11 protein-coding genes are annotated in these 12,769 nt (G+C 45.3%); 7 read left to right on the top strand and 4 right to left on the bottom strand.

Annotated elements, in window-relative coordinates; all coding sequences use genetic code 11:
- Positions 1-82 precede the first annotated feature (82 nt).
- On the top strand, positions 83-931 hold the full coding sequence (locus DW121_RS05275) for a helix-turn-helix domain-containing protein (RefSeq protein WP_117713316.1): 849 nt from the start codon (positions 83-85) through the stop codon (positions 929-931).
- Positions 932-1,014: 83 nt separating this feature from the next.
- Entirely contained in the window at positions 1,015-2,247 is a 1,233-nt protein-coding gene (locus DW121_RS05270; RefSeq protein WP_117713317.1) for a Cof-type HAD-IIB family hydrolase, read from the top strand.
- Positions 2,248-2,271: 24 nt separating this feature from the next.
- Here the strand turns inward: DW121_RS05270 and DW121_RS05265 are convergent, their stop codons facing one another.
- From DW121_RS05265 to DW121_RS15905, 3 genes are all read right to left on the bottom strand, one after another.
- Positions 2,272-4,227 carry a sensor histidine kinase gene (locus DW121_RS05265; RefSeq protein WP_158573915.1) on the bottom strand — a complete coding sequence of 652 codons (1,956 nt, stop codon included), beginning with the start codon at positions 4,225-4,227 and terminating at the stop codon, positions 2,272-2,274.
- Positions 4,228-4,359: 132 nt separating this feature from the next.
- Positions 4,360-6,279 carry a molecular chaperone DnaK gene (gene dnaK, locus DW121_RS05260; protein ID WP_117710611.1) on the bottom strand — a complete coding sequence of 640 codons (1,920 nt, stop codon included), beginning with the start codon at positions 6,277-6,279 and terminating at the stop codon, positions 4,360-4,362.
- A 252-nt stretch (positions 6,280-6,531) separates the two neighbouring features.
- Positions 6,532-6,654 carry a hypothetical protein gene (locus DW121_RS15905; protein ID WP_255420022.1) on the bottom strand — a complete coding sequence of 41 codons (123 nt, stop codon included), beginning with the start codon at positions 6,652-6,654 and terminating at the stop codon, positions 6,532-6,534.
- Positions 6,655-6,719: 65 nt separating this feature from the next.
- Here DW121_RS15905 and DW121_RS05255 point away from each other — a divergent pair, with 65 nt between their 5' ends.
- Complete coding sequence (locus DW121_RS05255; protein WP_118323192.1) at positions 6,720-8,135, top strand: MATE family efflux transporter; 1,416 nt, start codon at positions 6,720-6,722, stop codon at positions 8,133-8,135.
- The gene (locus tag DW121_RS05250; protein WP_117710945.1) at positions 8,098-8,676 is read left to right on the top strand and encodes a Crp/Fnr family transcriptional regulator; all 579 of its coding nucleotides are present in this window, start codon (positions 8,098-8,100) and stop codon (positions 8,674-8,676) included. The genes DW121_RS05255 and DW121_RS05250 overlap by 38 nt, the downstream gene beginning before the upstream one ends.
- Positions 8,677-8,695: 19 nt before the next feature.
- Here DW121_RS05250 and DW121_RS05245 read toward each other — a convergent pair whose 3' ends face one another.
- Positions 8,696-9,487: an META domain-containing protein gene (locus tag DW121_RS05245; protein ID WP_117710613.1), complete on the bottom strand. Its 792-nt coding sequence runs from the start codon at positions 9,485-9,487 to the stop codon at positions 8,696-8,698.
- 196 nt (positions 9,488-9,683) lie between these two features.
- On the opposite strand from DW121_RS05245, the gene DW121_RS05240 reads away from it, so the two are divergent.
- The 3 genes from DW121_RS05240 (at position 9,684) to recA (ending at position 12,574) form a co-directional block, all read left to right on the top strand.
- Positions 9,684-10,877, top strand: a complete 1,194-nt coding sequence (locus tag DW121_RS05240; RefSeq protein ID WP_117710946.1) for a saccharopine dehydrogenase family protein — start codon at positions 9,684-9,686, stop codon at positions 10,875-10,877.
- A gap of 117 nt (positions 10,878-10,994) precedes the next feature.
- Positions 10,995-11,441 (top strand): thioredoxin-dependent thiol peroxidase, encoded by a 447-nt coding sequence (bcp, locus tag DW121_RS05235; protein WP_117710614.1) that lies wholly within the window; start codon positions 10,995-10,997, stop codon positions 11,439-11,441.
- A gap of 95 nt (positions 11,442-11,536) precedes the next feature.
- Positions 11,537-12,574, top strand: coding sequence for a recombinase RecA (recA, locus tag DW121_RS05230; RefSeq protein ID WP_004290460.1), 1,038 nt, complete (start codon positions 11,537-11,539; stop codon positions 12,572-12,574).
- Positions 12,575-12,769 lie beyond the last annotated feature (195 nt).

Here is a 12,769-nt window from a genome sequence, read left to right as displayed (position 1 = left end):
AAAACGTTTCATTTTAGGAACAATATACATTATTACCACAAAATATAAGTACATTTGCTGCGCAAAACAGAACTTTATTCATATGTACGAACCGCTATTGCCCGATACATCCTCCATCAAATATGAAGAAACGGATTTGTCATACTTAAACCAACGTCCATACCGCTTCAAATGCGGCATCTACTTGATTTGCACACAAGGCAAGAGCATCATTTCCACAGGAGTACAGCAATATACCGTTGACGAACAAACCGAACTCATATTTCTTACCGGCAGTCTTATTCAGGTAAAACAAGTCTCAACAGACTTCAGGATACGTATGCTGTTATTCCCGAAAGACGTTTTCCTGAAAGCTATATTGCCGATTGACACTCCCTACTTCAACTATGTTCACGAACATCCGCACTATCGCCATACAGCAGATGAAAGAAGTCAGAAAACATGGCGGGAAATCGTATTGTGGATGGATATGGCGCAAATGCTGTTCAGAGACAACACTCTCCAGTTCAGAAAGCAGCAGGAATTCAATTTCCTGCAAAGCATGTTAATGTGGCTATTCAACACTATCCCGGAGAAACTGGCAGCCAACAAGCAGTATAGCAGGAAACAGATGCTTTGCCATCAGTTTATGCAACTGATACGCGAGCACAGTGTATGCGAACATCAAGTTCCGTTTTACACGGAGAAACTTTGTATTACTCCCCGCTATTTATACGAAATCACCACTCAATACATGAATGGAAAAACTCCCAAGCAATTGATAGACGAACAGCTGATAGCAGAAGCCAAAGTTCTCTTAAATGAACCGCACCTTTCCGTTACTGAAATTGCAGAACAGTTGAACTTTACCGACCAGTCTTACCTGAGCCGTTTCTTTAAGAAGAATACCGGGATTTCTCCTAAAGAGTTCCGCCAACAGAAACTGCTATGATAAGTTTAGCCAAAATAAATTAAATCCGGTCGTTTTAACCGCCATTTTGCTAACTTTGTTAGCATAACCAAAATCGAGTCGCCATGAAATATAAATTATTAGTTCTTGACGTAGACGGAACACTCCTCAACGATGCAAAGGAAATCAGCAAACGCACTCTTGCATCTTTGCTCAAGGTGCAGCAAATGGGTGTGCGTATTGTATTGGCTTCCGGCAGACCTACCTATGGGCTCATGCCACTGGCCAAAACGCTTGAACTGGGTAATTATGGGGGCTTTATTGTTTCCTACAACGGTTGCCAGATAATCAATGCGCAAAATGGAGAAATCCTGTTCGAGCGCCGAATCAACCCGGAAATGCTGCCCTATCTGGAAAAGAAGGCACGCAAGAATGGTTTCGCCATATTCACTTATCATGATGACACTATCCTGACAAACAGTCCCGGCAACGAACATATCCATGCCGAAGCCAAACTGAATAATCTGAAGATTATCAAGGAAGAAGAATTCTCCACAGCAGTAGACTTCGCGCCATGTAAATGTATGTTGGTCAGTGACGACGAAGAAGCATTGACCGGACTGGAAGAACATTGGAAAAGACGTCTGGACGGTACTTTAGATGTCTTTCGTTCGGAACCCTATTTTTTGGAAGTCGTACCTTGCGGAATTGATAAAGCCAACACGTTAGGTGCTTTACTCTCACATTTGGACATTACCCGCGAGGAAGTAATTGCCATTGGAGACGGTGTATGTGATGTCAATATGCTACAGATTGCCGGTTTAGGCATAGCCATGGGCCACTCACAAGACTCTGTAAAAGTTTGCGCCGACTACGTAACGGCTTCCAATGAAGAAGACGGTGTCGCCCAAGCCGTAGAGAAAATGATTTTAGCCGAAGTTCACGCCGCAGAAATTCCACTTGACCTGTTGAATGCACGGGCACGCCATGCGCTAATGGGTAATTTGGGCATCCAATACACCTATGCCTCGGAAGACCGTATAGAAGCGACTATGCCCGTAGACCACCGTACCCGCCAGCCTTTTGGCATTCTGCATGGCGGTGCAACCCTTGCGCTTGCCGAAACCGTCGCCGGACTCGGCTCTATGATAACCTGCCAACCTGATGAGATAGTCGTAGGTATGCAAGTCAGCGGAAACCATATATCTTCCGCACACGAAGGAGATACCGTGCGAGCGGTGGCAACTATCGTGCATAAAGGACGTTCATCACACGTATGGAATGTAGATGTATTCACTTCTACCAACAAGCTGGTATCTTCTATCAGGGTGGTGAACAGCGTATTGAAAAAAAGGTAAAACAGGAAACCGACCTTCCCTATCTTAGCAAGGTACAAAAGGTAAAGTCAGCAGAAAACGGCATCCGTCTTTGTACGTCTTGTCCAACGTCAGGCTTCCGCCCAACCCGTTGGCAATGATACGGCAGAGCGGAAGCCCCAGACCCGTACCTTGTGTAAAGCTGTCTACCTTGACAAAACGCTCAAATACGACCTCTTGCTTGTCTTCGGAAATGCCAATACCGGTGTCGGTCACCGAATAGATAATATTCTTATCTTCAATCTTATAATTCAAAGTTATTTTTCCCCGCTTAGTGAATTTAGCGGCGTTATGCAGCAACTTGGTAAGCACCTGCGCCACACGTACAGAGTTGGTTTTAATTATCAACTCGGGATGCGTGGGCGTAAACTCCAGCTGCACCCCTTCCGGTACGGAATAAGCAGCTTGTTCCATGCTTTGATAACACGCATTATTAATATTCTCGGAAACATCATAGACAAGGGTATTGTTCTGATCGAGAGCCGAAATCTCCAATACGTCATCCACCAAACGCAACAAGCTGAAAGTGTTCTGCGAAATAATATTGGCAAACTCCCTCGTTTCCTCATCTGCACTGAAATGAGTGTTCAACACCTGAGAGAAGCCTACAATCGAATTGAGCGGAGTGCGTATCTCATGCGACATATTACGAATAAACTCCGTTTTCATCTTACTGGCCTGCTCGGCACTCTCTTTAGCAACCCGGAGGTCGGATTCCGATTTCTTCAATCGGCTATTCAAACGATAAATACGAAGGCATACAATCCATCCTGTCACTAAAAGCACTACCAGAAAGCCGATAATCAGATAAGTGACGTATAATTGTTTTTTCTGCACCGCCATCTGCAGGATATTTTTTTCTTTTTGCAGCAACTCTACTTCGAGAATCGTATTGAACTCACTGACCGAGTTTTGTAAAGACTTCGTATTCAACGTATCCTTACCTTCTATATATGCGCGATATTCTTGGGCGGCAAGCCGATATTCGCGATTCTCCATATAAAGGTCAGCCTTCTGCTTCTTGAGGCTGTTAGCCAAATAAGCCGTACAGTTGTAGCAGGCTTCATTTTCCAGAAAATGGAGAAGCGACATTGCCTTATCCCGCTGACCGGTAGCCTTGTAGTAAGACAGACGTGTATCATACAAATCACCCGTGAAGTTATCCAGCCTTGTATTTTCCTTAAACAGTTTTTCTATGGCGGCATATTCTTCTTCGGCTTTAGCAAAGTCTTTCCGATAGAGGCAAAGGAGCAGATTAGCTTTTTTAATGACAAAAGTCTGATAGGGGTCATTCTTCCTGATATGCTCACGGCCTTTCTCTATGGCTTCCGCAGCCTTATCGGGCAGATTGAGTTCTATGGCACATTGTGCCAACGTGGAATATTCCACAGGCAGATTGAGGTAATCAATACCCGCTTTCTCATATACGTCAATCTCTTTCTGGTAATACTCCATCGCAAGTCCGAAGGCAGACTGCGACAAGTAAATCACGGCAAAGGAACGGAAACATTCCGCTATTCCCGGTTGATAATTGTCAGCTTGTGCCTCCTGCAACATCTTCTTTATTTCATAGAGGGCAATGTTTATCTTATTCTGTTTGATGTAGAAAGTTATCAAGCGGTTTCCCCAAACAAAGTAATAATAGTAATAGTTCTGATATGCCCTGCACAGCTTTTTCACAACTTCCACCTGATTGATTATCTGCTGCTCATCATTCTTGAAGTAATAACATTCCAGCTTTATAGCCGCCGCATAGATTTCCACATCATTATTATTCGCTTTCCTTGCCATATCGGCAAGTGTGTCACACATCTGCGGAGCTTGTGGAAGGGAAATACTTTTCCGACAAAGTGCTGAATATTCTTGCAAAGCAACATCTTTATCTTTTTCAGCTAAAACATGGAGGGGAAAGCATCCAATAAAGAATGTGCACAGTATCAGAATGTATTTGTTTCCAGGCATAATATTTGTTTGCATTTGAGTTGCCTGACAAAGATACTTCTATTTTTTTGTATTTATCAAAAAAGACAAAAAAAGACGTGTAATCTTTTACACGTCTTTTTTGATTATTATTTATCGCGATTAGCAACTATCTTACTTCACTTCCTCAAAGTCAGCATCCTGTACATTATCACCATGCTTGCCATTATCCTGAGCACCACCCTGTTGTCCGGCATTCATATCAGGACCGGCCTGTGCGCCGCCTTGAGCACCGCTCTGAGCATACATTTCAGCACTTGCAGCTTGGAAAGCAGTATTCAGTTCAGCCATTGCAGAATCAACAGCAGCCAAATCCTGTGCCTTGTGGGCATCTTTCAGTTTCTGCAGAGCAGCTTCAATCGGAGCTTTCTTGTCGGCTGGCAACTTATCCCCCAGTTCCTTCAGTTGATTTTCAGTAGTGAAAATCATTGAGTCGGCTTGGTTCAGCTTGTCAACTTTCTCACGTTCTTTCTTGTCAGCTTCGGCATTTGCTTCGGCTTCTGCTTTCATCTTTTCAATTTCTTCCTTGCTCAAGCCGCTGGAAGCCTCGATACGGATGGCTTGTTCCTTACCGGTAGCCTTATCTTTGGCAGATACTTTCAAGATACCGTTGGCATCGATATCGAATGTTACCTCGATCTGAGGAATACCGCGACGTGCCGGAGCTATACCTGTCAGGTTAAACTGACCGATTGACTTGTTCTGTGCAGCCATCGGACGTTCACCCTGCAATACGTGGATAGTAACTTCCGTCTGGTTGTCGGCGGCGGTAGAGAATGTTTCGCTCTTCTTGCAAGGAATAGTCGTATTAGCGTCAATCAGCTTGGTCATTACACCACCCATAGTTTCGATACCCATAGACAGCGGAGTAACATCCAGCAATACAACACCCTTGATTTCGTCCGTCAAAACAGCACCCTGTACGGCAGCACCTACGGCTACTACCTCATCCGGATTCACGCCTTTGGAAGGAACTTTACCGAAGAAGTCCTCAACCAATTTCTGTACAGCCGGTATACGTGAAGAACCACCTACAAGGATAACTTCATCTATATCAGAGTTGCCCAGACCGGCATCGCTCATAGCCTTCTTGCAAGGTTCAAGACAAGCCTGAATCAAAGTGTGAGCCAAAGCTTCGAATTTGGCACGGGTCAAAGTCTTAACCAAGTGCTTGGGTACACCACCTACCGGCATAATGTACGGCAAGTTGATTTCCGTGCTTGTAGAAGAAGACAATTCAATCTTGGCTTTTTCGGCAGCCTCCTTCAAACGCTGCATAGCCATCGGATCCTGAGTCAGGTCGGCGCCTTCGTCGTTCTTGAACTCTTGAACCAGCCAGTCGATGATAACTTGGTCGAAGTCATCACCACCCAGGTGAGTATCACCGTTGGTTGACAATACTTCGAACACACCGCCACCGAATTCAAGGATAGAGATATCGAATGTACCGCCACCGAGGTCGAATACGGCAACCTTCATATCCTTATGTGCCTTGTCGATACCGTAAGCCAAAGCTGCGGCAGTCGGCTCGTTCACAATACGCTTTACTTCCAGACCGGCAATCTGACCGGCTTCTTTAGTGGCCTGACGCTGAGAGTCGGAGAAGTAAGCCGGAACGGTAATAACAGCTTCCGTCACTTCCTGTCCCAGATAATCCTCAGCGGTCTTTTTCATTTTCTGCAGAATCATTGCAGAGATTTCCTGCGGAGTATAGAGACGTCCGTCAATATCCACACGCGGAGTATTGTTGTCACCCTTCACTACTTTATAAGGTACGCGGGCTATTTCTTTCTGTACCTGATCCCAGTTCTCACCCATGAAACGCTTGATTGAGAACACTGTTCTCGTCGGGTTTGTGATAGCCTGGCGTTTTGCAGGGTCACCTACCTTGCGCTCGCCACCGTCAACAAATGCCACTACCGAGGGAGTGGTGCGTTTGCCTTCGCTGTTTGCAATTACTACAGGTTCGTTTCCTTCGAATACGGAAACACAAGAGTTTGTTGTTCCTAAGTCAATACCAATAATTTTTCCCATGATCGTTATTATTTTATTTGTTATTATTCTGTTTTGGTGTCCGCCTCGTTGGCAGGCGCCAATAAAAAGACAAACGCCGTGCCAAATTGTTCAAGGAGGAGGCAGATTTATGAATGTGACAGTTTGTCTGTCAGTTTGGCAGAGTGAAATATATTTTTTCTGTCGGAAATTACCATTTGTTAATTCCTATCCCGCTCAAAAGTCCTACTTTTGCCCCCCGAAAAAGAAAAGACAAGAAATTGTTTGGGACATTTAGGAGGGCGCATCGCTAACATTCTTTCGTTCCACCTTGGTGGAACGAAAAGTACCCCATGGTGGAACAAAAGGTTCTCCACGGTGGAACGAAAAGTTCTCCATGATGGAACGAATAAGCATTTGCCATCAAACTTCTTAAAGAAAGAGACAGGCAACAATAAAACATACATAGAAGACTGAAGATTATGGAAAAGATGAGAGACAGCATTGACTTTAAGAACATGGACATTGCGGCATTGTTCCGCAAATTATTGCTTCCTACCGTACTGGGAATGATATTTTCCGCATTATTCGTCATTACCGACGGTATCTTTGTGGGAAAAGGTATAGGCAGCGACGCCCTTGCTGCCGTCAATATCGTGGCGCCGTTATGGCTGTTTTCCACCGGCATCGGCCTGATGTTCGGTGTAGGGGCATCTGTGGTGGCTTCCATCCACTTGTCACACAATAAACCCAAAGTGGCACGTATCAACATTACACAGTCTGTGGTGGTATCTTCCTTATTGCTGGCATGTACCTCTACCCTGTTCTGCTTGTTTGCGCCCCAAATAGTGCATTTGTTAGGCGGTTCGGAACGTCTCGAACCTCTGGCAGTGGAGTACATGCTCTGGTTTGTACCTTTCTCCGCTTTTACAGCTTTGCTGAATTCGGGAATGTTTTTCTTGCGGCTGGACGGTTCGCCCAACTTTGCCATGCTATGCAACATAGTTGCCGCCGTTCTGAATATCATACTCGATTACCTGTTTATCTTCCCTTTCGGATGGGGTATGTTCGGCGCGGCTTTTGCAAGCGCCATAGGGACAACGGTAGGAGCGTTGATGATTATCGTCTACCTTTCACGGCGCAACTGTGCGCTGCGTTTCTATCCGGTGAAGCTCAGCCGCAACAGTATGAAGCTGATGAAACGCAACATCGGCTATATGTGCCGGTTAGGATCGTCTGCTTTTCTGTGTGAAGCGGCGATTGCCTGCATGATGTTTGTAGGCAACCTTGTGTTCATTCATTATCTGAAAGAAGACGGTGTGGCGGCATTCAGTATTGCCTGTTATTTCTTCCCGATTATATTTATGGTATACAATGCCATTGCACAGTCGGCACAGCCCATTATCAGTTTCAACTACGGGCTCAACGAGACACTCCGCGTACGCCGTGCCTACCTCCTTGCCTTAAAAACAGCCATCGGTTGCGGCATATGCTTCGCCCTGGTTACGATATTCTGCAGCAAAGACATCGTAGCCATGTTCATCGACCGGAGTTATCCTGCCTATGACATAGCGGTGGAAGGCTTGCCACTATACGCATGCGGTTTCGTATTTTTCGCTATCAACATCGTCTCCATCGGCTATTTCCAAAGTGTGGAGCGTGCCAAATATGCCACCTTCATCACCTTGTTGCGCGGTTTTATTCTGCTGGCCCTTTGCTTCTACGGGCTTCCCTTACTATTGGGCAAGCCGGGAATATGGCTCGCTACGCCACTGGCAGAGCTATTAACCACTCTTTTCATACTCATTATTTATATAAACAGGAAAAGGAAGGAGAAAGAAAAAAACATATCTTTGCAGCATGGAAATCATGGTGAAGAAATTCTGCAAAAAGTATAAACTGCCTGAGAAAAGTTTATTTGATATACTGTCCCACATGGAAGAAGTTTCTTTTTCCAAAGGAGAGCTCATAATCAAGAAAGGAGAACGGAATTCTAATTTCTACCTTATAAGGAAAGGCATATGGCGGGCATATTATCTGGCAGACGGCACGGAAAATTCCTTGTGGTTTGTCGGCCCTGGCGAGGTTGCATTTTCTTCATGGGGCTATGTGGACGGAGAACCGTCACAAATCAACATTGAGTCCGTAAACGGCAGTACGGCTTATTGTATAAGCAAAGCCGAATTGGAAAACCTGTTTTCGCACTCTATTGAAATGGCAAACTTCGGCAGAAAGATTTTTGAGCGTGAAATACTGTCGGTGGATTCCTCGACATTAGCTTATGGAGCGCCGCCCACCGCTAAGGAGCGTTACCTTACATTGATGGAAGAAGATCCGGAGCTATTACAGGATGTACCGCTGAAATATCTGGCTTCATACCTGTATATCACTCCGCAATCATTAAGCCGGATACGCGCCGGGCTGAGAAAGAAGGAATAAAGAAGGCGGTAAACGCCCGTTATTTCTTTACCAGCACCATTACCAAGTTGTTGTCCGTATCATAGAAGCCCATACCGCCGCCTGCCAGCTTACCGAAAGACTGAACAGCGTTCAACGCCTTCAATACCCGGCCTTCCACTTCCATATCCGGGCACGCCATCATGGTGCTGATAACCCTTGGAAACGAGATAGCAGTAGGATTGGCATCATCCACATCAAAAGAACCGTTGATGATGTTGCATCCCGCATTGCCATGCAGGCGTTTCCCGGCAATGTCAAACTCAATGGCTGGCTGTTTTTCCATTCCCGACGGAATAGCTTGTCCGTCAGCCTCGCTAATTATCCATTTGCCGTTCAAATCAGACAACTTGGAAGCGGCTTCCTTCTTCTGCAATACGATAAGAGGACGGTTGGAAGAACCGCACAAAGCCATATTCTCCTTGCCCAGTTGCTTATACTTCTTTACTTGTCCCAAAGCAGCCAGAACATTTTTCTCGACTGTCATGTCAGGACACATCATGCGGGTACTTCCCAGCGCGCCAAGGTCTATCTGTCCGGGCTTGGCATTCACGTCAAAAGAGCCCATCAGACGGTTGCAACCGCTATTTCCATATACTTTTCCGGTCTTTGTGTCAAAACCGATAAACGGGAATTCCTGATTCGGAGCAGGTACAACCGCACTGCCGTTTATTTCAATAATATTCCACTCGCCACTCAAAGAAGAGAGAGTCGCGGCATTTTTAGTCGAAGCGCACGATGACAGCCCCATCAGAGTAGCCGCCATACAAAGGGAAACAAATACTTTCTTCATTGCTATTTTTTTGTTTAAGTTAATTTTTACGGAACAAAGATATGTAAAATAACCCAAAAGCAAACCCTTTGTTTAGAAATAGCAATATTTTCCCCAAAGTATTTAGCAGGATTTTAATGTTTATCTGAGAATTAAGCCTTATATTTGCTCTTCGAAAAAATGATAATCATATTTAAAACTTTTGCAAGTAGAAGAAATGGGTAAAGTTCTTATTATCGGTGCAGGCGGTGTAGGTACCGTTGTTGCGCACAAAGTGGCTCAAAATCCGGATGTGTTCACAGAAATCATGATTGCCAGCCGCACCAAATCCAAATGTGACGCCGTTGTGAAAGCAATCGGTAACCCTAACATCAAAACCGCCCAGGTAGATGCAGACAGCGTGGACGAGCTGGTGGCGCTCTTCAATAGTTTCAAACCTGAAATCGTCATAAATGTGGCTCTCCCTTATCAGGACCTCACCATCATGGAAGCCTGCCTGAAAAGCGGAGTGAATTATCTGGATACCGCCAATTACGAGCCGAAAGATGTCGCTCACTTTGAATACAGCTGGCAATGGGCATACAAAAAACGTTTTGAAGATGCCGGACTGACTGCCATCCTCGGTTGCGGTTTCGACCCGGGTGTAAGCGGCATATATACCGCCTACGCAGCCAAGCATCATTTTGATGAGATTCAATACTTGGATATAGTGGACTGCAATGCGGGAAATCATCATAAAGCATTTGCAACCAACTTCAATCCGGAAATCAATATTCGTGAAATCACCCAAAACGGACGTTATTACGAAAACGGCAAGTGGGTAACCACCCAACCGCTGGAAATCCATAAAGATCTCACCTATCCGAACATCGGTCCGCGTGACTCTTACCTTCTTTATCACGAAGAATTGGAGTCTTTGGTAAAGAACTTCCCCACCATCAAGCGCGCACGTTTCTGGATGACATTCGGACAAGAATACCTGACTCACCTGCGTGTTATCCAAAATATCGGTATGGCACGCATTGACGAAGTGGAATACAACGGCATGAAAATCGTTCCGCTGCAATTCCTGAAAGCCGTACTCCCCAACCCGCAGGATTTGGGCGAGAACTACGAAGGCGAAACCTCTATCGGTTGCCGCATCCGCGGTTTGAAGGACGGCAAGGAACACACCTATTATATATACAACAATTGCAGCCACCAGGAAGCTTACAAGGAAACAGGCATGCAGGGCGTGAGCTACACAACCGGCGTTCCCGCCATGATTGGCGCCATGATGTTCCTTAAAGGCCTGTGGAAGAAACCGGGTGTGTGGAACGTAGAAGAGTTCAATCCGGATCCGTTCATGGAACAGCTTAACAAGCAAGGATTGCCTTGGCATGAGGTTATCGGCGGAGACTTGGAACTTTAGTTTAATGAGGAATTAAGAATGAAGAATGAAGAATTTAGTTGCACAATATACGCCGTATGGTAATTCTTCATTCTTAATTCTTCATTCTTAATTCCTCATTCTTAATTTTTAATTTATATGAACGTAGGAGATAAAGCGCCCGAAGTACTGGGTATCAATGAAAAGGGCGAAGAAATTCGCCTGAGCGATTATAAAGGGAAAAAGGTAGTACTTTACTTTTATCCCAAAGACTCCACCTCAGGTTGTACGGCGCAAGCCTGTAATCTGCGCGACAACTATGCCGACTTGCGCAAAGCCGGCTATGAAGTCATCGGAGTCAGCGTAGACAACGAGAAGTCTCACCAAAAATTCATCGAAAAGAACAATTTGCCTTTCACCCTGATTGCAGACACAGACAAGAAACTGGTGGAGCAATTCGGCGTATGGGGCGAAAAGAGTATGTACGGACGTAAATATATGGGCACTTTCCGCACCACCTTTATCATTAATGAAGAAGGGGTGATTGAGCGCATCATCACACCTAAGGAGGTAAAGACTAAAGACCACGCCGCACAAATCCTGTAACAGTGATTGATTATCAATCACCGGGTATCAATCATTCATCATGCAAATCGGTCGTTAAAGAAGTTGAGGACTGATTTGCATTAACCACTAAAATAATGGCAAAGAAAGACGAACTAAATTTTGAAAACGGAAATAATATGGCAGCAAGCGAAAAATTAAAGGCACTACAGGCTGCCATGGACAAGATAGAAAAAAGTTTCGGCAAGGGTTCCATCATGAAGATGGGCGACGAAAGCGTCGAACAAGTAGAAGTAATCCCTACCGGTTCTATCGGACTGAACGTAGCATTAGGCGTAGGCGGTTATCCCCGCGGCCGTATCATTGAAATCTACGGTCCGGAATCTTCCGGTAAAACCACACTGGCAATCCACGCCATCGCCGAAGCGCAAAAGGCAGGCGGCATCGCAGCATTCATCGATGCAGAGCACGCTTTCGACCGCTTCTACGCGGCCAAACTCGGTGTAGATGTAGACAACCTCCTGATTTCGCAACCGGACAACGGTGAGCAGGCATTGGAAATTGCAGAACAGCTGATTCGTTCTTCTGCCATCGACATCATCGTAGTGGACTCCGTAGCTGCTTTGACGCCGAAAGCTGAAATCGAAGGCGATATGGGCGACAACAAGGTAGGCTTGCAGGCACGTCTCATGTCGCAAGCCCTGCGCAAGCTGACATCTGCCGTAAGCAAGACCCGTACAACTTGCATCTTCATCAACCAGCTCCGCGAAAAAATCGGTGTAATGTTCGGCAATCCCGAAACAACCACCGGCGGTAACGCATTGAAGTTCTATGCTTCCGTACGTCTCGACATCCGTGGAGGCCAAGCTATCAAAAACGGAGAAGAAGTCATCGGCAAACAGACCAAAGTGAAAGTTGTAAAGAACAAGGTAGCTCCTCCTTTCCGCCGTGCCGAATTCGATATCATGTTCGGTGAAGGCATCTCACGTGCGGGAGAAATCATAGATTTGGGTGCAGAACTGGGTATCGTTAAGAAAAGCGGCTCTTGGTTCAGCTATAACGACACCAAAATCGCACAAGGACGTGACGCTGCCAAACAAGTTATCTTGGACAATCCGGAACTGGCAGAAGAACTGGAAGGACTTATCTTTGCCGAACTGAGAAAAGACAAGTAAAATAAAACGACAAGATGATAGGATGATAAAGTGATAGAATATTATCACTTTATCATCCTATCATCTTTTTATTACCTTTATACAGAGGTTGACCGAATGAGAACTAAAATTTCTTTTCGGACAACCTCTTCTTTTCTGTACAAAATCATTTTTGTACGAAAATGTACTCCGTCTGTACTATTATAGAAGAAGCAT

The sequence above is a fragment of the Bacteroides sp. AM10-21B genome (genome assembly GCF_003472565.1).
GTDB classification, from domain to species: Bacteria; Bacteroidota; Bacteroidia; order Bacteroidales; family Bacteroidaceae; genus Bacteroides; species Bacteroides propionicigenes.
Note: the sequence above shows the minus strand (reverse complement) of the source record. Positions and strands in the feature narration are given on the sequence as shown.

What these genes read in the sequence shown, in the direction of transcription:
- DW121_RS15905 (WP_255420022.1), bottom strand. Translation starts at nt 6,654, where the DNA reads ATGCTTATTCGTTCCATCATGGAGAACTTTTCGTTCCACCGTGGAGAA.
- DW121_RS05245 (WP_117710613.1), bottom strand. Translation starts at nt 9,487, where the DNA reads ATGAAGAAAGTATTTGTTTCCCTTTGTATGGCGGCTACTCTGATGGGG.
- DW121_RS05275 (WP_117713316.1), top strand. Translation starts at nt 83, where the DNA reads ATGTACGAACCGCTATTGCCCGATACATCCTCCATCAAATATGAAGAA.
- DW121_RS05255 (WP_118323192.1), top strand. Translation starts at nt 6,720, where the DNA reads ATGGAAAAGATGAGAGACAGCATTGACTTTAAGAACATGGACATTGCG.
- DW121_RS05250 (WP_117710945.1), top strand. Translation starts at nt 8,098, where the DNA reads ATGGAAATCATGGTGAAGAAATTCTGCAAAAAGTATAAACTGCCTGAG.
- recA (WP_004290460.1), top strand. Translation starts at nt 11,537, where the DNA reads ATGGCAAAGAAAGACGAACTAAATTTTGAAAACGGAAATAATATGGCA.
- bcp (WP_117710614.1), top strand. Translation starts at nt 10,995, where the DNA reads ATGAACGTAGGAGATAAAGCGCCCGAAGTACTGGGTATCAATGAAAAG.
- DW121_RS05270 (WP_117713317.1), top strand. Translation starts at nt 1,015, where the DNA reads ATGAAATATAAATTATTAGTTCTTGACGTAGACGGAACACTCCTCAAC.
- DW121_RS05265 (WP_158573915.1), bottom strand. Translation starts at nt 4,227, where the DNA reads ATGCCTGGAAACAAATACATTCTGATACTGTGCACATTCTTTATTGGA.
- dnaK (WP_117710611.1), bottom strand. Translation starts at nt 6,279, where the DNA reads ATGGGAAAAATTATTGGTATTGACTTAGGAACAACAAACTCTTGTGTT.
- DW121_RS05240 (WP_117710946.1), top strand. Translation starts at nt 9,684, where the DNA reads ATGGGTAAAGTTCTTATTATCGGTGCAGGCGGTGTAGGTACCGTTGTT.